At 39.7% G+C, this 24,436-nt stretch carries 12 protein-coding genes; 6 read left to right on the top strand and 6 right to left on the bottom strand.

Annotation, left to right across the window (positions count from 1 at the left end; translation table 11 throughout):
• Window positions 1–9: 9 nt before the first annotated feature.
• Window positions 10–5,922 (top strand): hypothetical protein, encoded by a 5,913-nt coding sequence (locus tag J3U68_RS01760; protein WP_267373947.1) that lies wholly within the window; start codon window positions 10–12, stop codon window positions 5,920–5,922.
• A 622-nt stretch (window positions 5,923–6,544) separates the two neighbouring features.
• On the top strand, window positions 6,545–10,558 hold the full coding sequence (locus tag J3U68_RS01755; protein ID WP_267373944.1) for an autotransporter outer membrane beta-barrel domain-containing protein: 4,014 nt from the start codon (window positions 6,545–6,547) through the stop codon (window positions 10,556–10,558).
• Window positions 10,559–10,839: 281 nt separating this feature from the next.
• On the opposite strand, the gene J3U68_RS01750 is transcribed toward J3U68_RS01755, so the two are convergent.
• The 3 genes from J3U68_RS01750 to J3U68_RS01740 form a co-directional block, all read right to left on the bottom strand.
• Window positions 10,840–11,457: a phosphoribosylanthranilate isomerase gene (locus tag J3U68_RS01750; protein ID WP_267373942.1), complete on the bottom strand. Its 618-nt coding sequence runs from the start codon at window positions 11,455–11,457 to the stop codon at window positions 10,840–10,842.
• A gap of 43 nt (window positions 11,458–11,500) precedes the next feature.
• A complete protein-coding gene (gene truA / locus J3U68_RS01745; protein WP_267373940.1) occupies window positions 11,501–12,346 on the bottom strand; it encodes a tRNA pseudouridine(38-40) synthase TruA in 846 nt (281 codons plus the stop codon).
• Window positions 12,347–12,981: 635 nt separating this feature from the next.
• Window positions 12,982–15,681: a FimV/HubP family polar landmark protein gene (locus J3U68_RS01740; protein WP_267373938.1), complete on the bottom strand. Its 2,700-nt coding sequence runs from the start codon at window positions 15,679–15,681 to the stop codon at window positions 12,982–12,984.
• A gap of 1,591 nt (window positions 15,682–17,272) precedes the next feature.
• On the opposite strand from J3U68_RS01740, the gene J3U68_RS01735 reads away from it, so the two are divergent.
• Genes J3U68_RS01735 through J3U68_RS01720 form a run of 4 tightly spaced genes read left to right on the top strand, consistent with a single transcriptional unit; the run spans window position 17,273 to window position 19,280 of the window.
• Entirely contained in the window at window positions 17,273–17,806 is a 534-nt protein-coding gene (locus J3U68_RS01735) for a septation protein A (RefSeq protein WP_267373935.1), read from the top strand.
• A gap of 2 nt (window positions 17,807–17,808) precedes the next feature.
• A complete protein-coding gene (locus tag J3U68_RS01730; protein WP_267373932.1) occupies window positions 17,809–18,102 on the top strand; it encodes a YciI family protein in 294 nt (97 codons plus the stop codon).
• Window positions 18,095–18,370: a BolA family protein gene (locus tag J3U68_RS01725; protein ID WP_267373930.1), complete on the top strand. Its 276-nt coding sequence runs from the start codon at window positions 18,095–18,097 to the stop codon at window positions 18,368–18,370. The genes J3U68_RS01730 and J3U68_RS01725 overlap by 8 nt, the downstream gene beginning before the upstream one ends.
• Before the next feature lie 34 nt (window positions 18,371–18,404).
• Window positions 18,405–19,280 carry a peptidylprolyl isomerase gene (locus J3U68_RS01720; RefSeq protein WP_267373927.1) on the top strand — a complete coding sequence of 292 codons (876 nt, stop codon included), beginning with the start codon at window positions 18,405–18,407 and terminating at the stop codon, window positions 19,278–19,280.
• 703 nt (window positions 19,281–19,983) lie between these two features.
• Here the strand turns inward: J3U68_RS01720 and J3U68_RS01715 are convergent.
• From J3U68_RS01715 to rlmD, 3 genes are all read right to left on the bottom strand, one after another.
• Window positions 19,984–20,589 (bottom strand): imm11 family protein, encoded by a 606-nt coding sequence (locus J3U68_RS01715; protein WP_267373924.1) that lies wholly within the window; start codon window positions 20,587–20,589, stop codon window positions 19,984–19,986.
• A 232-nt stretch (window positions 20,590–20,821) separates the two neighbouring features.
• A complete protein-coding gene (locus J3U68_RS01710; RefSeq protein ID WP_267376182.1) occupies window positions 20,822–21,388 on the bottom strand; it encodes a YceI family protein in 567 nt (188 codons plus the stop codon).
• Between the two features lie 1,262 nt (window positions 21,389–22,650).
• Window positions 22,651–23,979, bottom strand: a complete 1,329-nt coding sequence (gene rlmD, locus J3U68_RS01705) for a 23S rRNA (uracil(1939)-C(5))-methyltransferase RlmD (protein WP_267373922.1) — start codon at window positions 23,977–23,979, stop codon at window positions 22,651–22,653.
• Between the last annotated feature and the right edge of the window lie 457 nt (window positions 23,980–24,436).

Raw genomic sequence — 24,436 nt, 5'->3', positions numbered from 1 at the left:
AAATTAACTATGATGTTAGCATTATCTAGCATCGCTACTTATTCATTAGCTTCGCCATGTCAGGTAACTGATCCATCCAAAATACAAGTCAGTGGAGATATCAACTGCGAATTACAAGATTCTACTTATCAAGGCGTAGAAATTGCCGGACAAGATCAAACCGTTATCACGGTGAATAAAGGGGGAAAAGTAAAATTCACAGCTGATGATGTAACCATAACAAGTGAAAAGCAAAATCACGCATTGGTCATTGGCTCACCGGTAGACACGGATGATAGCAATGCAGCGACTGATATCGGTGGAACAGTCACCACAAGTGGCAATATGACCATCAATGTGAACAGTGAAACTTCCCCAGATGCAGCAGATCCATCTAAGAAAAAATATCGCCCTAGCGGAATTCTAATGGGAGATAATAGCCATTTGACCGTGAATGGTGATTTAACCATAAATCAAATTGATTTTTGGAATCCAGCCGGCGAGACCAACGAAAATGAAAAATATTATCTCGGCAGTGCGATAAGAGTTAGAAGCAAAGAAGCACAAAGTAGTACGATCACTGTTAATGGTAAAACAACGATCAATGCAGAAAAAAATGGCTACGGTATACGCAATGGTGAAAAAGACAATAATATTCAGGGAGGCAAACTTACTTTTAATGATCTGGTAAATATCAATACAAGATGGGGCGGACTGTTTAATAACGGTGGTGAAATTATCTTTAATAAAGATGCCAAAATTTCATCAACTGAAGAAATGGCCATTTATCAGACTGCAAATGGCAGTAAAATTATTGCTGAAGGCAATCTAGAGCTGGAAAGCCAATTTTCAAGCTTACACAATACCTTAAATATAGATGCAGGATATTTTGAAGTTAAAGGTACTGCCAAAATTTCTGCAAAGGGTAATGGAAACGGTAACTGGGAAACATCTTCGGCAATTTACGTAGCCAATTCTGCCGATCAAAATGAGCCAACTAAAGTGGTGTTTGGAGAGGAATTAATAGCTTCGACTAACAACAATGGCAGAAGATTTATTGACGGAGAGACATCTTCTCCACCTACCTCTAAAACCGGAACCGTACTCAGAATGGAAGGGGGTGAATTACATCTGGCCAAAAACAATACTATTACTGCTTTAGATGTTGGCAATGGTATTGGGTTGCATGGAGGAACTATTTATGCTGATAAGGCTGAAAAACTCGATATTACTACTAATGGCAGAAAATTTCAGGACAAAAATACCCCCGATAGTCTAATGGAATATAACGCAATTAGTATCTATGGTGGTATTTTAAATTTAGCCAAAAATAATAATCTAACAGTTACCGGTGATGGACATGGCATTTTCATGTCGCAAGATCCAGCAAACCCTAATTCAGGAATTTTAAATCTGAATGGAACAACCACCATCAAAACTTCAAAGGGCAGTGCCATTCGTGTACGGGCAGGTACTATCAATGCTGGAGAGGGTACAACCTTAACAGCCGAAACAACTGATAGTTATCCTTACGGAGAAAATCATGTTATCTATCTCACAGGTGGAACGATTAATCTAGCTCAAAACACCTTTCTAGATGCTAAGGGTGATGGTCATGGAATTTACCTAACACAAGAACTAGACGATAAAGAGCCCAAAGATAGAGTAATTAATCTCAATGAAAATACCACCATCAATACTGTTGATGGTGACGGAATAAATATTAATGGCGGAAAGATCAACGCCGAAAAAGCCAAAATATTAACAATAACCTCAACTGGTAGAGGAAATTTAATCCATGTTTCTGGAGAGATGACTCTCGCTGCAAAAACCATCCTCAAAGCAACAGGATCAGGGCACGGCATCAACATTTACAACGGCACCCTGAATCTAATCAACGATCTAAAAACTTCGCAAGAAATCAATAATGAGGATGATGTTTTTATCTCTACAGTCGATGGTGATGCAATATTATCATCTGGTGGAAAAATTAATCCAAATGGCGCAAATAAATTAACAGCTAAAACAACCGGTCGCGGTAATGTAGTGAATGTCAGTGGAAATGGAGATGTAACTTTAGCCAAAGAAACAACTCTGATTGCTGAAGGTAGTGGTAATGGGATAAGTATTAACAGCGGTCTATTCCAAATTGATGAATCTTCCACAGTCACAGTCACTGCTAAAGGTAACGGGCACGCATTAATGTTCAATAACTTCGGAACTTTACAAGCCAACGGACCAAACTCTAAGCTTATCGCTTCAACATGGGGCAGCGGCAATGTCATCAATATAGAAATGAGTGGAGACGTAAATTTAACATCAGCAGAATTAACAGCATATGGAACAGGACACGGTATAAATTCAGACGCTTACCGGGCAAATGTCTATTTGAGGGGTACAGCTACCATCAAAACCACTTCAGGAAATGCCCTCAATTTTCTTAATTCTGAACTAGACCCAAATCTTGTGTCAGCTGGTTGGTTTAAAGCTTTTGATAAGACAAAACTCAATATAGAAACCGATAGCGGTAAGGCCATATATTTAGAAGACGGTGAGATTGAATTAAATGACACAGACATTAAAAAACATCAATCCGGTGGGATCATTGAATTAGCTGGTGGCACTTTTACCAATGCAGGAAAATTATCTATTCTTGAAGGTGACGATGAAGCTTTAATTCGTACTAGTGGGTATTCTGCTTTTGTAAGACCAATTACCTTCGAAAATAAAGGTTCTATAGATATTAGCCAAGTTTCAACTATTAAGGACATTATTCGTCATGAAGGGCAAAATCAACTAAATATCATTAATCATAAGTCTGGAACTTTAGAAACTGACAGAGGCAATGTCATAGCTAACTACTCTTATGGCAACATTCACGTTGATAATCAAGGTACATTAACAGGAAAAATTTATAATAAAAATGAATGGAATTCACTTGAACTTGACAATAGTGGCACATGGAATGCTCTAGGCGATTCAAATTTAAGTCGTATCGTCAACTCCGGTACTATTCAATTTATCCATCCAAATTTATCTAAATCAGATACTGATGAATTTTACACCATTCGTATTACTAATAGTTATCAAGGTAAGAATGGCATTATAAAAATGCATACTGTATGGAATAAGTCTGACAATGAAGATGATATAAATTCCCAATCAGACATATTACAAATAGATGGAATGGCCTGGGGTTCAACCACCATCATTCCCGTATCCAGAAACGGAAAAGAGAATATTATTGATGGTAATATCCAGCAGATTGCTTCCGTGATCAATTCCAAACCAGTGGTATATGTTGGTCGAACAGGTAATGATGCATTCTCAGGGACAGCAGAGACAACAAGTGGAATCCAAGTCCAGTTAGCAAAACGAACTGTTAATGATACGGATGAGTATTTCTGGACGATGGAAGCTCTCCCGGGCTCTGGTAACGGCAATGGTTCCGGTAATGGCAACGGATCTGGAAACGGTAACGGTTCCGGCAATGGCAACGGTTCCGGTGATGGCAACGGTTCCGGCGATGGCAATGGTTCCGGTAATGGCAACGGATCTGGAAACGGCAACGGTTCCGGCGATGGCAATGGATCTGGCAACGGCAATGGTTCCGGCAATGGTAATGGTTCCGGCGATGGTAATGGTTCCGGTAACGGCAACGGCAACGGCAACGGTTCCGGCGATGGTAACGGTTCCGGCGATGGCAATGGCAATGGTTCCGGCGATGGCAACGGTTCCGGCAACGGTTCCGGCAACGGTTCCGGCGATGGCAACGGTTCTGGCAACGGTAACGGTTCCGGCGATGGCAATGGTTCCGGCAACGGCAATGGTTCCGGCGATGGCAATGGATCTGGCAATGGCAACGGTTCCGGCAACGGTTCCGGCAACGGTTCCGGCAACGGTTCCGGCAACGGTTCCGGCAACGGTTCCGGCAACGGTTCCGGCGATGGCAACGGATCTGGCAACGGTTCTGGCAACGGTAACGGTTCTGGTAACGGTTCCGGCGATGGCAATGGTTCCGGTAATGGCAACGGATCTGGAAACGGTAACGGTTCCGGCAATGGCAACGGATCTGGCGATGGCAACGGTTCCGGCGATGGCAATGGTTCCGGCAACGGCAACGGTTCCGGCGATGGTAACGGTTCCGGCGATGGTAACGGTTCCGGCAACGGCAACGGTTCTGGCAACGGCAACGGTTCTGGCAACGGCAACGGTTCTGGCAACGGTAACGGTTCCGGCGATGGCAATGGTTCCGGTAATGGCAACGGCTCCGGCGATGGCAATGGTTCCGGTAATGGCAACGGATCTGGAAACGGTAACGGTTCTGGCAACGGTAACGGTTCTGGCAACGGTAACGGTTCTGGCAACGGCAACGGTTCCGGTAATGGCAATGGTTCCGGCAATGGTAACGGTTCCGGCAATGGTAACGGTTCCGGCAACGGCAATGGTTCCGGTAATGGCAACGGTTCTGGCAACGGTAACGGTTCTGGCAACGGTAACGGTTCCGGCGATGGCAATGGATCTGGCAACGGTAACGGCTCCGGCGATGGCAATGGTTCCGGTAATGGCAACGGATCTGGAAACGGTAACGGTTCCGGCGATGGCAATGGTTCCGGCGATGGCAATGGTTCCGGCGATGGCAATGGTTCCGGCGATGGCAATGGTTCCGGCAACAGTAACGGTAACGGTAACGGTTCCGGCGATGGCAATGGATCTGGCGATGGCAACGGTTCCGGTGATGGCAACGGTTCCGGTGATGGCAACGGTTCCGGTGATGGTAACGGTTCCGGTGATGGTAACGGTTCCGGCGATGGCAACGGATCTGGCGATGGCAACGGATCTGGCGACGGCAACGGTTCCGGTGATGGCAATGGTTCCGGCAACGGTAACGGTAACGGCTCTGGTGATGGCAATGGTTCTGGCAATGGCAACGGATCAGGCAATGGCAAGGGCTCACGTAAACCAATATTGATTTATGCAGATGCAGTTGCCGGTTATACCCTTCTTCCAAGGGTTAACCTTGAACAAGGCTTCGCCAGCTTGGGCAACCTTAGAGAACGTCGTGGGAACACGAATTGCCAGAATTGCGGAACCGATGGTCATCTCAAAACATGGGTGCGTAGTTTTGGAAAACATCAGAAACTAGATGGACAAGAACGATTAAATTTAGATACTAAAATTTATGGTGTTCAATTTGGTCATGATTTCTGGGTTAAACAAACTGATACCAATGGTATTAATGTATTAGGAAGCTATCTTTCTTACAGCAGAGCAGACACTGACTTTTCTGATAAGTATCATGCCAGAAATGGTATTATTATCAGCGACAAAAAAACTGGTAAGGCTAAATCTGATAGTATAAGCCTTGGCTTGACTAACACGTACTATAGCGGAAATGGAACTTATTTAGATTTAGTTGGACAACTATCTTATTTGCGTAATAAATATACAGCTCGAACCGGCTACAATCCTGATAGTCAAAATGGCTGGAGTATGGCTATGTCAGCAGAAGCTGGTCATTCATTTGCGTTAGGCAATACTAGCTGGTCGCTAGAACCGCAACTGCAACTGATCTATCAGTATCAAAATCTGGACACCATTAATGACGGTATTCGCGATATTGATCAGAACACTCAGGATGCTCTGCGTGGTCGAGTTGGTATGAGATTGTCCTATGAAGCTGCCAACAAATCAGGACAAAGCACCAATATTTATACGCTTGCAAATATATGGCATGATTTCAACTCTCCTAGTCACACTAATATTGGTTATGCCAGTTATAGTGAAAAAACCAATGAAACTTGGGGTGAATTTGGAATTGGATTGCAATTGCCAATTGGCCGCGCTAGTCAGATCTATGGAGATGTGCGTTATGAACATAATTTTGGTCACAACAAACGCCATAGTTACAGTGGCAATATCGGCCTAAAAGTTCAATGGTAATAAATACATCAATGTATAGTATTTAAAAATACTCTTCAATTAATTACCCTACAAGACCGTTTGCAAATTGCAAACGGTCTTTCTTATCTACACTGGAAAAGAAAACGATAAGACCATACTATTGAGCTACACCTTTATCATTGCATAATAACAATATAACAATGTAATTTAAAATTTAAGCTATATTTCAGCTTATAGCTATTCTCATGGTTTCTTTAGCCATCAAAATTATTCTTTAATTCAACAATTCAATTTACTGCAACTATTCTTTTCGTCCATCAATTGTCTTGACATCGGTATCATTTGTTTATCATTAATTTTAATCTGTAAATTAACGTATAGTGATATACATGTAAAATATGACCAATAGATAACTTATCAATATAACGATTATTCTTCTTTGAATATCTATAAAAAATAAATTAATACTTAAATGATAGTAAATAAGGTGATTTTCACTGTAACTATCTATTTAAATTATTTAAATATATTATTACATTATCATTGACCAAAGATTTTTTCCTCAATACAATGAGCAGCCCTATTCAAATAGGGTAATTTTATTTAGTATTTTTTAAATGCTATTTATATACTTATTAAATATTTAATTTTTGGTACAATTATGAACAAAGTTTATAAAATTGTCTGGCATGCTCTAAAGAGGCAATGGGTTGTTGTCTCGGAGCTCGCACGACGAGGGAAAACCAAAAGCACGAAGCTACTTGCTGCATTAGCACTAATCAGTATTTCAGCTCATGCTTTTGCTGGTCCCCCTTGTCAGGTCAGTGACGCCTCTAAGATTAATATTAGTGGTGGCTCTGCGTGTGAACTCAATGACGCAAGCTATATAGGCAAGGAAGTTCATGGATCTGATAACACAGTAATTACTGTCAATAACGGAGGAGAAGTTTTATTTTCTCCGAGTTCTGGCCAGGTTACTATCGAAAGTAAAGGTCAGAACCATGGACTAGTAATAGGTACACCTGAACCTTATCCTGTAAAAGGTCAGCCTGGTGCAGGCACTATCTCCAACCCAGGTAGTGGCGGTAAAGTAACATTCAACGGTAATTTAGATGTTAATCTCGATGCTAAAGTAACATCTGTAGACACATCTAAAACCAATTATCGACCAAGTAGCATTTTAATCGGTGATAACAGTGAACTGATAGTTAATGGAGATTTAACCATTGATCATACAGATTACTGGACTGATAAAAATTCTACAACTGCTACAAATATTTATGAAACAGGAGCACCTCTAGACATATCGCTTCATCAAGCTAATTCAGCCAAAGTCACCGTACACGGCAAAACCAAAATCACCTCCACAGGTGATGGGATTCGTAACGGTTCTGATGAAAATGATAACCAGTATGGTGGTGACCTAGAATTCAGAGGAAATACGACCGTCCAATCGGAATTTGTGGGCCTGAAAAATAAATCGGGCAATATCAGTTTTAGCAAAAATCTAGACATTACCTCAAACCAAGGCATCGCCATCTCCCAAATATCTGGAGAGCTTAGAGTGTATGGCGATGTAAATTTAACATCTTCAAAAAATGGTGTCGATAACTCCATGAGCATTCATGGTGGTTATGTCGATTTCCATGGCAAAACCACCATTCATTCTTATGGTGATGGAGATAACGATTATGCTTCAGGTACTTCCATTTACATTAATGGCAACAGCAGTAATGTTACATTTTCTAGAGAACTCAACGCAACAACATATGGTTCTGACAAAAACGGTGCAAAAAAAGGAACTGGTGATGTCATCAAAATGCGCTCAGGTCGTCTATATTTAGCCCAAAAAACCACTTTAACAGCTGAAGGTACTGGTAATGGTATATCCCAGAACGGAGGTAATATTGAACTATATTCGTTGGGTGGAGATACAACTACTATCAATACCGGAAAGGGTGATGGTATCAGCATTGAGGGAGGCACCTTTGAAGGTAGATTCGCTAATCAATTGACAGTCACCTCTACTAAAGGGGGTCATGCTATCAATATGCAAGGCGGTGAAATAAATTTAGCCGAAAACACCGTTTTGACAGCCAAAGAAACTGGTAATGGTATGAAATTATCAGGTGGTATTATCAACCTGAATAATCAGACAACCATTAATACAGAGCAGGGTGATGCCATTTTAATAGACGAGGGTATTATCTCTGGAGGGACCGCCTTTGGTGTGACCGCCAAAAACTTAACCGCTACCACTTCTGGTAAAGGGAATGTTGTCACCTTGCATGGTGGCGAATTTCGTTCTGCTGAAAACACCGAACTTACAGCCGGAGATAATGGTCATGGCATTAATATGTCTGGCGGTTTAGTTATACTGAACAAGTCAACCAACATTAATGTTAAATCTGGGAACGGACTTCACGTTGACGGCGGTGAGATTATCACTACTCGTGATTCAGAGTTGAATATCAAGGCACAAGAAGGTAAGGCCATCCAAATCAATAATGGCTTTTTAACTTTGCAAGACACGAAAAACTTAACCGCTACCACTTCTGGTAAAGGTAATGTTGTCAACTTGCATGGTGGAGAATTTCATTCAGCTGAAAATACCGAACTTACAGCCAAAGATAGTGGTCATGGCATTGATATGTCTGGCGGTTTAGTTGTACTGAACAAGTCAACCACCATCAATGTTAAATCTGGGGACGGACTTCACGTTGACGGCGGTAAGATTAACACTACTGCTGATTCAGTGTTGAATGTCAATGCACAAGAAGGGAAAGCCATCCAAATCAATGATGGCTCTTTAACTTTGCGAGACACCAACATTAGTAAAGATAATGCTGGTTCGGCTATTGAGTTGGCTGGTGGGAAATTTTCAAATGCGGGTACGATAAACTTCTTAAATGCCCAAGATGTAGCAGCAATTCATGGCACTGCCACAGCTGGCAAAGTAGCCACATTTAACAACAATGGTAGTATTGATATCAGCAAAGTAACAGATATGGTGGACATTATTCATCATGATGGAACGGGTACTCTGGTAGTCAATAATACTCAGGATGGTCAGTTGTCTTCACAATCAGGTCATGTGTTGACTAATACCGCTACAGGTACTATTGAAGCCCACAATCACGGTGTATTGACCGGAAAAATAGATTCAGGTGACGGCAAAATTAGTCTGGATAATACTGGTCTGTGGGAAAGTACGGGTGACTCAATCTTAACTGGCATTCATAATGCTGGAACCATTCAGTTTAAACATCCTAATTCTGCTACTCGCAGTGGGGATAAATTTTTCACCATCAACGTTAAGGGTGATTACAACGGCGATAACGGTATCGTCAAAATGCATACTGTTTGGAATGCTCCTGGAGATGAACAGGGCAGCCATTCTTTTTCTGATAAGCTGAATATTGCCGGTACTGCTACAGGCAATACAACCATTATTCCCGTTTCTGCCGATGGTACTGAGAACATTATTGATGGCGATGTCAAACGAATCGATCAAGTCATTAATACCATCCCCGTGGTAAATGTCGCACAAAGCAGTTCTGATGTCGCTTTCACTGGTACAGCAAAAACCACCGGAGCCACTGAGGTTCAATTAAAAAAACGCACCACAGATGAAAGTAAAGATGAGTATTACTGGTCTATCACTGCTGACACAACTGGTTCTGATAAGCCAGTTAAGCCTGAGAACACCAAGCTAATATACGCCGATGCTGTAGCTGGTTATACCCTTATGCCTCGGGTGAATCTGGAGCAAGGTTTTGCCAGCATGGGTTCTTTACGTGAACGCCGTGGTGCTATCTTAGCTAATGAAAACAGTGACACCAGCTGGGCTCGGACTTTTGGTAAACATCAGAAACAAGATGGTAAAACCCGTTTGAATCTGGATACTGATATCTATGGTTTACAGATCGGACAAGATTTCTGGTATAAACAGACTGGCAATAACGGCTCAAATGTACTTGGCAGTTACGTCTCTTATAGCCGAGCTAATACCGATTTTGCGGATAAATATCATGCCAGAAACGGTCTGATTATTGCCGATAAAAAAACCGGTGAAGGTAAATCCGACAACTTCAGCTTTGGTGTGACTAATACCTACTATTCCGGTAACGGTACTTATGTAGACTTAGTTGGTCAATTGTCTTATTTACGCAATAAATACTCTGCTCGTACCGGTCAAAATCCGGGTAGTCAGGATGGCTGGGGTTTTGCCATGTCGGCTGAGGTGGGTCGTTCAATCCCGTTGAGCAACTCTAATTGGTCTATTGAGCCTCAGGCACAACTGATGTATCAATATCTGGATTTAGATACCATGAATGATGGTGTTCGCAATATTGATCAGAATAATCAAGATGCTTTACGTGGTCGTGTAGGTCTGGCAGTGTCTTATCAAGCTGGCGACAAAACTGAGCAAAGCACTTCATTTTATTCTGTTGGTAACATCTGGCATGACTTCACCAATCCAAGCAGCGTAACTATTGGTCGTGATAGCATCCGCGAGAAAACCAATAATACTTGGGGTGAAGTGGGCGTAGGGGTCAAAATACCTGTTGCTAAACAGAGTAATATTTATGCCGATGTACGCTATGAACATAATTTTGGCAGCAGCAAACGCCAAAGTTTCCGGGGTAATATTGGCTTGAATATCAATTGGTAATTTTTGCGTAGATCAGTCTGCCACGCCGTTTTAAAAATAAAACTTCAAACTATTTTTAATCCATGTGGCAAATGACAGATACAACAGACTCAATTATTATTCGATTAACAAAAAAACAGTTTGAATAATTTCAAACTGTTTTTTCTTTTTACGCGACAACATTGATCAAATGACCAGATAAATATAGACGTGCTCGATAGAAACATTAAAATAAATAATTGGCATATTTAAACACAATATTGCCTATATTTCGATCATTCACCATTGATCCAATGCAGAAATTAAATATTTTTTAGATTATCCAGAAATAGTTTCATCTTTTCGTGATCTTTTATACCTGCACTTATTTCAACGCCACTAGACACATCAACTGCCTGCGCGCCCGTCTGAGCTAGTGCCATCTTAAGATTAGAAGGAGTTAAACCTCCGGATAAAATCCACGGCATCGATAACTGTTGCGGCAACAATTGCCAATCAAAAGTCTGCCCTGTTCCGCCATATTCTCCGGCAACAGCGGCATCAAACAACAATGCTTGCGCATTGGTATGATTTTGCGCTGCAGAAATAATATCTTTACTACTTTGCACCCTGACAGCTTTAATATAAGCGCGATTAAACTGCTGACAAAATTCAGGGCTTTCATCACCATGAAATTGTAATATATGTAAAGGAATTTGCGACAAAACTTGTTCAACTTCTGCTTTAGTTGGATTCACAAACAAGCCAACTACACTGACAAACGGCGGCGTTTTTGCCAAAATCCGTTGTGCCTGTCTAATATCTACGCAACGTTTACTGCCGGCAAAAAAAATCAAACCTATTGCATCCACACCTAAATCTGCAGCCAATAAAACATCTTCTTCTCTCGTCATTCCACAGATCTTACAACGAATATTCATGCCCTCCCCCCTAAAATTCGATTATAGTCATCAACGCAAATTCTTAATTTAAATGTGGCCACAACCACTGTGGTAATGGTGCAGTAGCAACTTGCCATTTCTCCGGATAATCCACACCGGTTAAATAAAGTCCGTCTGGCATGAATGTAGGTGGTGCATACTGACGACTTCGTACTGCCAATAATTGAGCAAAATCGGCAATACTCATTTTACCAGCACCAACATAGACTAAAGCGCCAACAATATTTCGCACCATATTATGTACAAAAGCACTACCATGAAAATCTATGGCCATTAATTGCGGATTACCCAAGATCTGTAAGTCATATAATGTTTTTACCGGCGATTTGGCCTGACAATCACTGGACCGAAAGCTGGAGAAATCATGCTCGCCAACCAGTAGCTTGGCCGCCGTACGCATTAACGATATTTCCAGTGGATAATGCGTCCAACCAACTTTACCTCTTAATTGAGGCATTCGCACCCGGCTAGACTCAAGCATATAACGATAACGTCGTCCGAAAGCATCAAAGCGGGCATGAAAATCAGCAGCAACAGGCTGAGCTTGCAGGATACGTACATTTTTATCCATAGCCGTGTTAACACCACGTAACCATGCTTCAGCATTACGTTTGGCAAAAGTATCAAAATGGACAACTTGTCCTGTAGCGTGCACACCAGCATCAGTACGTCCAGCCACCACAACTTGAATCGGCTCATCAGCAATCTGACTTAACGCTTGTTCCAATACCATTTGAACTGTGTACAATCCGTTTGGCTGTTTTTGCCAACCGTGAAAGGCACTACCTTCATAAGCTAGCGTTAATGCCCAGCGTTGCTGCGACTGTTGTTCATCCACCCTCGGCTGCCCACCTACCAACTCGACCATCTTAATCTTTCTTTGCTACCAGCTAAATTATGGGTTAATTATCGCATAGCTAGAAACCATTTCCTAACCTTGGACAGCGTACATGCTCTGGCTGACTAGCTTAGCTGACTACCTATTTAACCCTTCAATTATGAGTCTGCATAGACAAATTGAACAGATGGTCAAATACATCCAGCTATTCAAACTTAATGAATAAAAACTACTGTTCTATGTGTTAGCCCTTAACCAGATAGCATAAGGTAATGTGAAGATATTAGTACAGCTCCAATCAAATCGCATGGTAATTTGATCCTTATGGATTACCCTTATTCACTCCCTATTTCACCAAGACTCTTTAATCACAGCGTATTTTGTCTTCCCATCAAGCGATGATCTAATAACCGACAACTTAGATGTTTCATCAACCATTTTGTTAATTCAAATCATTTACATGGTTACAGTGCATCAGTCATAGCTTTCATTATTCAAGCACTCAATTCAAAATCCAGATAAATTTAAGCGATATAATCATTGATTATCTTTATTTTCTTTAGTTTCCAATAGATTAAGGCTGAACACTGGTGACCTAGTATTCAGCCTTAAAGAGAACAATCAGGATTATTGATTTACTTTCTGCAAATGGAGCATCCTAAATTTTAACCGCCCAATTTGTATAACAGATTCTGTGCTTCAGCCAGAATAGTACCATTTGCCTCTTCCACTAATTCACGTAAAGTCAGTCGAGCTGTAACCGCATCGTCCATTTCCAAATACATTTTGGCCAATTCCAACTTAGCTTGCAATGGGACGGCCAGTTGCTCAGGAGTTAAAGGTTGATCAATTTGCGTTTTAGGTTCATCTCTCTCCCAATCCTGAATGCCTTTTCCAGTTGCAAATGAGGAAGGTGGTGTAACCGAGGTATCGGCAACAACAGGCTTTTCTTCTTGATGCATGTCTTCATCAGAAAGAGATGGTCCATCCAAATCATCACTCAAACTGAAACCGTCTGCAGGCAAATCAACTCCATCATCGTTTGCTTGAGACTGAGATGGCTCATCAGTAACCAGAACTGGCGAATCTTCTTCTAAATTTAAAGCATTCCAGTCAATATCGGTCGTGACTACTTCATCCTTAGCCGCAAATGCAGACTGCTCTTGCGGAGCCAACGTTTGGCTGATGGTTTGTTGATCAGATTCAGGTGCAACATGTTCTGATTCTGAACGGCCTTCATCAAACTTATACGCGATATTCCATTTTCTGGATGATTGCGCATAAGATTTTTGTCCAGAGGGTTTAGCCTCAGTTTGTTCAATGTGTTCAATTTCTTCATCATCTGGGTCAACAATCGTAATAAATGATTGCTTTTCAGACTCTAAATTATCAGTAGATTTTTTCAGTCCACTGGATAAGGAAATACTTTGTGCGGCCTTTTCTTCTCTTGATATAGGTTGAGTATCGTCAGTAACTCGCCATTCCATGGTTTCAGCAACAGCAGGTTCAGACACCATTTCTTTTTCAGGCTCTTCTTCAGGAATGGCAAACGTTTGAGCAGTTTCTTCTTGCCAGGCAGATATCGACGGTGGTTCTTCAACTTCCAGCGGTTGCTCAAACTCAAGAGGTTGCATTTCTTCGTTTGGCACTGGCTCATCAATTTGATCCAGCCAAGATAAGTCTCGATCATGACTTTCCGTTGTCTGCATCTCAACGTTATCCAGCGAAGCTGACGTAAAATCATGGTCATGATGATCATCTTGCACTGTTGGTGCGTCATCATTGATATCTAAATTGAGCCAATCTTCTTCAGACATCATGGGTGTAGATTCAACTTCAGTTGCTTCAGCTGGGTGCTGTTCAGGCAATGGCTCTGGTGGTACTTCTTCTACAGTATTCGTGACCGTTAAGCTTTTAGGCTCTGATATCTCTTGAGCTGGAATTTCACTTTGAGTGAGCCAAGACCAATCATCTTCTGCAGATGATGCTGATGTTTCAGCAATATCTGCTTCGGCAGTTGTCGGTGATGTACTCGCTAAAGGGCGCTCATTTTCTGAATCGCTAGTGGCTTTATGTTGAGTCTCTGGCGTTTCGACAAAAACAATGTCGTCATCGTCTTCAAAATCGTCATCGTCAGCTGCAAAATCATCCTCATCATCACTGTCATCATCGTCGTCAAAATCTTCATCATCATGTCTAGTGGCTTTTTTACGACGCATCAACAATAAAATGGCAATGATTAATAACCCTCCTACACCACCACCCGCGGCATACGGCCACCAATCAGGTAACCATGTTCCTTCTTCATCAACTGGCTCAGGTTCAGTGTTGGTGACAGGCTGAGCAGGTTTTTCCTCTTCAGTTTTGGGTTCTACTGGTTGCGCAGTCTCTACAGAAGCAGCAGAAGCATCGGATGTGATTGTTCCAATCTCTTGCGATGCCGGTGTTGGTTCCAGATGTTCAGCCACAATAGCGTTTTCCGCTGAAGCGGACACCACTACCGGATTCGGAGAAACAGATGGCGTTTCAGGCGCAGAATCAACTTTATTATCTCTATCAGCCACTGGATGGTTTGAACTATCCGTGCCAGCAGCTGCCTGCTGGGATCTAGGTGTTTCGGCTGCCCGCTCAACAGCTGCGTCCACCCTCTTATCATTTTCGTTAATTTTCTGTTTAGCTAACCGCGATAACTCAGCTGTAGAAGGAATTTTTAGCTTGGCATTACGGTAAATAAAATCGGGATTACCGTTGCGGAATGCATGCGGATTAGCAACAACCAACGCGTGCATGGTTTGCGCCAGTGTCAAACCTTGCGGCCGCACTTTACGTGCCACATCTGTAAGCGTTTCATTACCGTCTACGGTATATTCAACAACAGCTTTATCTGAAGCATGAGCATTATTTAATGCAGCTGTAGCGCGGGCTTCGGAGCGTCTCGCTGATGTATTGTTGGCTGATTTCGTTTTATTATCTTTTGGTGTCTTATTATCTTTATTATGTACGGTTGCGACTGATGGCTTTGCATATCCACGCGGATCAAGCATCGCTGTGTATTGCCGCCCCTGATTGCCTGATATCAAAGAAAAAGACATCATCGGATCTTGTATCGCAGAAGAGGAGCGCAAATGAATAACAGCATTTTGCCCTTGAGGGGTGACCTTAACTACCTGTAGATTCGCACCTGAAATACTTGATTTTCCGCTCAAGGCAGCCTTTGCTTCATCACCGGTTACAAAAACAGTGCCAGAAAATGGCTCTCCTAATGCCGAGTTAACCTGCAAACTTCCCAACCCTGCTAGTGCAGGGAAACTACTAAGCATAAGCAAAGATAATGCAATGATTTTCTGATTGTTAGCCTTTTTCAAACCCGTATCCTCACCGGTAAAGTTCCCGCCAAATACAACGAAAACCTATTCAAAATGAAACTTCTGTTACATTATTCACATTGAGGTTTAACATTTAATAAACCTGTTTTAATACTATCTCACGCTATAATAACTTTTCGGATAGCTTTATGCCAAGCCACTTTTCGTGGTTTCTGGATAAAACATCTCATTTGTCTATTTTTTAAGACGCTAAAGAAACCAACTATTGACAAAATCAAATTAGAAAAAGTTCATTTATACCTGACATTAAGTTTTAACTCATTCCAAATTCAGTTTTAATTGTTACTATACCTTATCATACCTAGTATATTTATGTTTAAGCAAAAATCCAAGCATAATAATGATAATAGCAATTTATAATCTGGCTATTTTTAGGTTCATGCCTAGAAAAATAAATTAAAGCAATCGCTGAATCTGAAATAAAAAAAGAGACAATGTTGGCCAAAGTCTTTGATTTTATGACTCCAATAATTCGTTAATTCATTACTGCCGGTTTAATCAAATTGAATAATTTCACCATAAAGTATTGAATATACAAAAAGCGACAGTTGCAATAAGTAGCGTTCATCTTTGGGCACATAACTTAATCATTGCTCGTGGTGTTTTTTTATCATTGAACAACTTTTTTCATGCCGCCTACTTACATCCACACCCGTTGGATTAAATGCAATTTATCCACTCAACCCAAGCCATCCACAGTAAATTGATTGTTCTATCCCATTACATCATTATTTAACCAAATTAAAAAATGATGATGAAATTAAAACCAAAGCTTAAAAAATCCAATCTTATATTAAAGTTGCATCGTTAAAATCAAACTAGCTCAAGGTTTGAGCCAGATCTTAGTGCTATAACTAAAGACGTCATCGCCAATATTTTAGCGCTTAAAAAAACTTATTAGATTCACAATCTACCTGCAGCGAAATAATTTTAGTTGACCGCACAATCTTTGGGGATGAGCGTTACCGAGCGTGCTGGATCAAATTTAAGCAACGGCAAATCTGTTACATCATTATTAAAAGCAACTGTTCAGACTAATTTTTAGCAAATCAAAATTTTTGCGATAAATTTACCATGAATACACCAAGAAATCTAAACGCCTGCCAATCAGATAAACCACTTCATACAAATTCAGCAAAACGACATAGAAACCGGAAACCATTTATTATTTTTAATTTAGAAACTCGACTGTATGAATTATTCCTCATCAACCCCAGCTAACGCAATCCGAATATAACACCAACACCATTTAACGGAATTATCTAATCATAGGTAAATTAATTTAATGCACCCTGAATGAATTGAATACTGAGCAACTGATGAGTAAAAAACTAGGCAATACTCAACTTTAATCCCTAAAATATCTAATAATAATTTATGTTAGCAATCCCAAGCATAACCAAGATCATAAATATGTTGGATTTCATGGTAATGTAGGAAACACTTATCTGCTACAGCGGATCAATGCAATCAAAATTCAATTTAACCAAGCTAGGAAACTTAAGGTATTATAGTACTTTTAATCAATGTAATGTCTTTATAAACTTATTACAGAAAACGTATCCATCTAATGAAAGCCGTCTTTGAATTTTTGGTAGTGATCATTTTCTTTGCTACCTATGAGTTAACTAAAAATATCATTCTTGCTACTGAAGTGGCTATTGCAGCTGGCGTAGTTCAAGCAGGCTGGTGCTTATTCAAATACCGTCGCCTCCAAACAATGCAATGGGTCAGCTTATTATTGGTGATCGTGTTTGGTGGTGCCACCATATTTTTAAAAAATCCACATTTTATTATGTGGAAACCCTCGGTATTATTTTGGGTTATGGCTGCGGGGTTGCTTTTATCCCAATTACTTAACAAAAATATCTTGAAAAATACCATCGGTAAAGAAATAATGCTCTCAGAAACCATGTGGCGTAAACTGACTTATGCTTGGATAATTTTTCTGGTTTTATTAGGTGGTTTAAATCTGATCGTAGCCTATAATTTTACAGAGGGGCAATGGGTTAAATACAAACTGTTTGGTAGTCCGGTTTTATTGTTTCTATTTGCCATTGGTCAGTCTCTGTATATCAATGCTAGCTTGAAAAGGGAGCAATAAAGATGATGTATATGTTTTTAGCCACAGACACCGAACATAGCCAGGAAGCGCGACAAAAAGCGCGTCCTCTGCATTTGGCTAGATTAAAAGAGTTACAGGCAGAAAATCGCTTAGTGGTTGCTGGCCCCAACCCCTTGCCTGAAGATAATACTCAATTCTCCGGCAGCTTGATCATTGCCGAATTTGCTTCCCTAGATGAAGCTCAGGCATGGGCGGAACAAGATCCTTATGTTCAGGCAGGTGTTTACGAAGAAATTTTAATTCGCCCTTTTATGAAGGTATTACCAAATGAGTGATATTCAGTCGGCTATCTGTTTACGTTTGCAGTCGTTGCAACCCAAACAGATTGATCTGATTGATCATAGTCACCTTCACTCTGGGCATCCGCACAACAATGGCGGTGGACATTATCACTTAACCATTATCAGTGATGCCTTTATTGACTTATCGCGTGTAGCACGTCAGCGCAAGATATATCAATTGCTGGAAGATTTGTTTCAACAGCACACCATCCATGCTTTAAGTATAAAAGCATTAACCCCAAAAGAATATTTAGCATTATAATAACTTGCTTCAAATTAACAAAAGAAAGAGTCCCATGAAAAAACATCTTATTGCAGCTACGCTTATGTTGAGTCTGACTGGACTAGCCTCAGCTCATACTCTGGTTACCGTAAATGGCACCAAAATTGACAGTAAGGAAGTCGATAGTCAGGTTGCTTTACTCATCAAAGAAAGTAATAACCAGATTCAGGATTCACAGCAGTTACGCGATGATATTACTAATCGTTTGGTTATGCGCACCCTGCTAATTCAGGAAGCCAAAAAACAAAAGCTGGATAAAAATCCACAATACTTAGATCTGTTAAAACAAGCAGAAAATAAAGCTAAGCAACTGGGCGATGACAAAAAACCTAACTTCAAAACTCAATGGGCTATTTTTAAAGATGATTTATTAACACAAGCTTATTTGGTTAATGTTGCTCAAAGTATTCCGGTTCAACCTGAAGAAGTTAAGTCTGCTTATAACGATTTGGTACAAAATTACGCTGGCGTTAAAGAAGTTCAATTAGGTGAAATCATTCTTCAAGACAAAAATAGCGCTCAAAAAGCCATTGCTGATTTAAATGCCAAGAAAAACTTCAGCAGTGTAGCTAAGCAATATACTATTGATGAAGCTGGTCGCCAAAAAGGCGGTATTTCAAATAGTTATATTAACCTTAAAGACCTACAAGACAGCGCAGGACCTGTTTACAATGCCATCAAAAACTTGAAAAAAGGTCAGTATACGGCGACACCAGTACAAATTCAGCCTAATCAAAATATATATGTCATTTTCTATGTTAATGACATCCGAGCCGTGAAGATTCCAAGTGAAGCTGAAATCGCTCCGGCATTAACTCGTCGTTTGCAAAATACTAAGGTCAACGCATTTCTTCAGCAGTTAGTTGATCAAGCTAACATTCAAAAATAAATTGATCGATTGAGTCTAAATAATCCACACCATGTCAAAGAGAGTTTGGACATAAAATTCTATATTCTTTTTGACTGGTGAGATTGCCCTGTCCAATGCTTTGGCTGTTGTACTGATCTGGCATTGATTCAGAAACAGCGAAAAAAGTTATGCTGTAATAAATTTAAATTCAGATAGACAGAATTATTTTGATGATCTAGCCTGTTAATGTGAAACAAGTTAGAGCAAATATTTCTTACAGTTGTGGCTAAGCGATGCAGGTAAATCAGCAACATATCATGCTAATCTGCATAAAATTGATCGTCGAGCCTCTAGGGCAAACCTAGAGGCTTTATTATGTTTACCGGAGTGTGATTATCTATCCGCTAACAACCAGATAAGCGAAAAAGACAGCAGCAGAGAATAGGGATTGAAAATATCGCGAAAGCTCTTCAACCTATCACTTCAGCAAAGGCAATGAAGATATAAGCACACTGAGAAAGGATGCGTAAAAGCTCAAATTTCTCTAAGGTGCTTTAAAATTTTAGCAGTACATGGATAAGATAAAATATCCATATGCTTTGACTTATGGCTATACGCTATGGCTGGTCGCTCAAAAACGGTTTTTTGAGTAAAGTTGGAATACAACCAACATCACCTCTGTTATTGATCATATAACGTTTTAACCGGGTTCACTACTAGGCTACTATTTGCTCGTTAATGCTTAAATATGCCAATCTTCTACTTTAATAAATTTTAAACCAGTTGGTTTAACAGTCATTAATGCTTCAACTATAGATCGGTGATAAAGCATTATTGTGTGATCTTCTCCTAATTTAAAAATTAATCTTTCTTCTAATGGAATATTTTTTAGAATATTTTCATCAAGCTTAAATTTATCGATAAAATAGCAATCATCCCCTTCGTCAAATTTAGAGTTTAGTTTATCCATTGCATTAATCATATTATAAATATGTATATAAAAGTAATCCTTAAAAATATCACCTTTATTACTTGTAATCATAGCTGGAATTAGTTGAATTCCAAATATATTGAGTGAAGACAATATTTTTTTTAACTTATCTGAGATTACTGATTCAGGTTGGGAAAAATAATCTCCAATGACTGGGCGAGCAAAATAGGGTTCACTAAAGGTAAATTCCATTACTTCTGGTTTGAGAATTTTTTCATTTTCGTAATCATATAGATATTCTTCCGTATGTTCCGAATCAGGATCACACATAATTAAAGGATAGGAATGACCAGAATCACGCTCTAGTACATAATATGCAAAGTTGTCATCGACACTATTTTTTTCAATTTTATTCATTTTGATTTATATGTTTTCCTAATAAAAAATTTAGTCTCATTGGCAAAAAACATCTTATTTGTTTATTGAATTAAATTAAAACTTATTTAAGCCGTGTTTCAGCTTCATGATTCATTTTCTTGCCCGAATAATTAAATAAATGTAGATTTATTCCCCTACTCTTTTTCACACTTTTTACCCACCTTTGAGCAGGTAGGTATTAAAAAGCGCCAAAGCTTGAAGCACCATCCATTTATTGTTTCATTGCCTCAACTTGAATATTTAATTTGACATATCTGCTAGCCGGAATTTCGTTAAGATAGGCATTGATTCCCCACTGTGAGCGATCGATTATTCCTTCAAAATCCCCGCCACAAACTTCTGTCGCCGCTAGCGGACTATGATAACAATTAAATTTATTGGCTTTTAAGGTGACAGGATGAGTTTGCACTAGCATGGTTAATTGCCCTCGCACTGCTCTCACTTTACCCTTCCTATCAAAAATCCAATGATCAGAGCTAAAACGAATGGTTGGATAATGCGTCATATTAAAAAATTCTTTACTTTGTAGATGCTCATCAAACTTAGGGCGTCCAGTGGATAAAGTGGTTAAAGGAATCATAATATTTACCGATCCAGTTTTAGCTGCAGCATCATAGTGCACGCTGCCATTCAAATTATAAAAACCGCCAACATTACTAGAAGTAGCAAAGTGATCCAATGTGAATCGAGCATTGGTATGTAAGGGATCAATTTTATATTCTGCTGATATGGATGGCACGGCAACACCGGCTAAAAGCACCATCAATAAAGGTTTCAAAATATTCATCTTCGTATTCTCCGTTTTAGCTTCCTGTCAAAAATCAATGCATAAAATTTTTTCGATAAAGCTGTTAAATCAAATTATTTATTTTACCAAGTAAGCAATGACGCATCTTTGCCCTAACAAACGACCACAATCTATCTGCATTCATTCCATTTCAACAATTTACAGTCCACCAGTTTGAATTTTAACACTCTTTTGTTATTGATAAGCACACCGTGGATATCAGCGTATCAATAATAGAGTTAATGGTTATTCTTAACCCTGCCAATAGCAATTTCATTTCCAGCTGTCTGAGCGGTACCCGCTGCAGAACAATCAGCCTGGTAACACACATGGTCTTGAGGATTAATCAAATAATTGAATCAGTTTCACTTTTTTTATTGCATGAATTTATACCATCATGCCGCATTGATACGGTCACATTGACTAGTGATGTGAATGTATGTGGTGCTAAGTTTCCTTTAAATTTCTATTTACCATGAACATTTTAGTTGGTTCAGCATCAAGCATTTTACATGGATTATACCAAAATAATCAGGTTGATTTTCTTCGAATATTTGTTGAAATATCAGCAAGTTGAATCAAGATCGTAACTATACAATATTGAATTATCAACTATAATTTTATTGAGCGCTAAACAAGATCATATATAAATGAGTTGGATTCTTTTTTTGGTACGCACACTAAGCTTGTGCGCTAATTGTAAGTTGAGTTGCGAAGAAGGACAGAACGAAAGATGATTGGAAAAATTAGAGGTCACCGATAGCGTCAATTTGCCATTTATGAGCTATGTCTGCCGCTGCAGATGATTATCCTCAATTTACAGTAAATAAAGTTTTATTGTCTGAGCATGAATATGATGATTTTTAATTGATTAAACCCATATATGCTCAACAAAGCAGTAAAATAACATCGTTGGTTAAACATGCTGTCGACCATTTTCCTAAATAGAATTATTCTATTTATTACAGCAGAAATGGCTTTAGAATAAGCTGGCTTGATGTCACTAAGGGAGATAAATCAATATAGGAAGGATAATCTACACCTCAAATATGTCAGCCTTTAATTAGCTTCCTTTACTGGCAACTTGTCGCAGGCTATTCATTGCTGCACATTGACCAAAAAACAATCAATAGCCAAAAAATATAAACGATTTAATTTCAATTTTCATCATGTTGCCAATTGTGTAAATCAATTTTGCTCTATCAACGATATTAAAATTCACCTACAGCATGAAATGTAATAAGCCTTAATCATCATTTATGATCATGCCAATCAAATATGGCCAGTGATTCTAGATGTGCAGTCTGAGCAAAAAGATTCATGATTCCGCCAGCACGATAGTGGTAGCCTCGTTGCACCAGTAAATGGACATCTCGCGCCAAAGTAGCCGGATCACAAGAAATATAGACAATTCTTTTGGGGAGTTGTTTTATGTCTAATTGAGCTAATGCACTAATCAATTGTTGGGCTCCTGCTCGAGGAGGATCGAGTAACCATTTGTGCGCATAGCCCAATTGCTGTATCTGTTTAGCTGAAATATCAAACAGATCAGCCTGATAGAACTTGGTGTAGTCGGCTAAACCATTAGCATGCGCATTTTCCTGAGCTTGCTGGCACATCAGTGCCATCCCTTCTACTCCTGTAACTTTTGCTCCTAAGCGCGCAATCGGTAAACTGAAATTTCCTAAACCGCAAAACCAGTCAATAATGCTTTCGCCTCGCTGCGGTTGAAGCCATTGCATTGCTCTGTGCACCATTAATGCATTGGTAGTCCGATTAACTTGGGTAAAATCACTCGGTGTAAACGAAATATGAATTTGATATTCAGGCAAAGTATAAGAAAGGGTGGGTGTAGACTTAGAATCATGTTGTAAATGAGTTTGTCCCCCATCACCATGCCACCATTGCCACGGCATTTTAGTTTGATGTTGAAGTTGCTCGATTAGCTCGTTGGCTATTTGCCGCATGGTGGAATTGATGTGCTCAGCGTGCAATGTCAGGGCGATAACCTCATTTCCCTGATTGATAGCGATACTGCGCAATCTACCTTCAGGCCATCGCTGCAAATATGCTTTAATCACAGGCAGAGCATTGGAGACGATGTTAGGTAAGATCAAACATCCACTGATGTCCACAATTTCATGACTATTACGCGATCTAAATCCTATTTGTAATTGTTTGTGCTTATATCCGACGGATAAGGTAACCCGCTCACGATAATGCCACGGCCAACCATAAATTGGGGCGATTAATTCTGCTGGTTGAACTTTACCAAGCCGCTGCATTTGATTAAGCCATGCACGTTGTTTAAGTGCGACTTGGGTGGAAAATTCAATATGTTGACAACTGCATCCGCCGCAATGAGCATAATATTGGCATGGTGGGCTTACTCGAGCAGTACTGGGTTTCAGCAAATGCTTAATTTTACCTTCGGCATAGGATTTCTTGATTCGAGTCGGCTGCCACTGAACTATTTCTCCAGGCAATGCCCCCTCTATAAACACAACTTTGCCGTCAACTCTGGCTACGCCTTTACCTTCCTGATTCCAGTCTGCAATCAGAGCAATATTTTTTTGTTCCAAACAAAATCCTTAATACTTCTTATTCCCAAAAAATGGATTATATAATTTTTGCTGATTAAATCGTCACGAAAACTAAATGTTTTAAGCATTCTCTATTAGTTGGTCATGACTTGTCAAAGAATCTGCAGGACATGATAAATGGGCTCAATCATCATGTTTTACCATTAAGTTTTCGCGTATAGATGACATTTTGCTTGTTATGGTTATTTAATTTACTCATGCAATCATTTGTTCATGACTGAAAGCAAAAATCATGCATTAATTGAGCTCTATCTATCCATAATAAATTAGCAATAACCAAGCGATAATGTAAAGATTATTAAAGCCATAGGGATCAATTAATGGGTATTAGATCAGTTTAAGACGGAATATTATGGTTTTTTGCTAAAAAAACTTTATATTTTCTCACATTAGCCATTAATTTAAGTTATGATTACGCCCAGTATATATAGCCATA

The organism is Snodgrassella sp. B3882, from assembly GCF_026535915.1.
Lineage (GTDB): Bacteria > Pseudomonadota > Gammaproteobacteria > Burkholderiales > Neisseriaceae > Snodgrassella.
The sequence above is the reverse complement of the archived record's forward strand: the minus strand, read 5'-3'. Positions and strand labels throughout refer to the sequence as shown.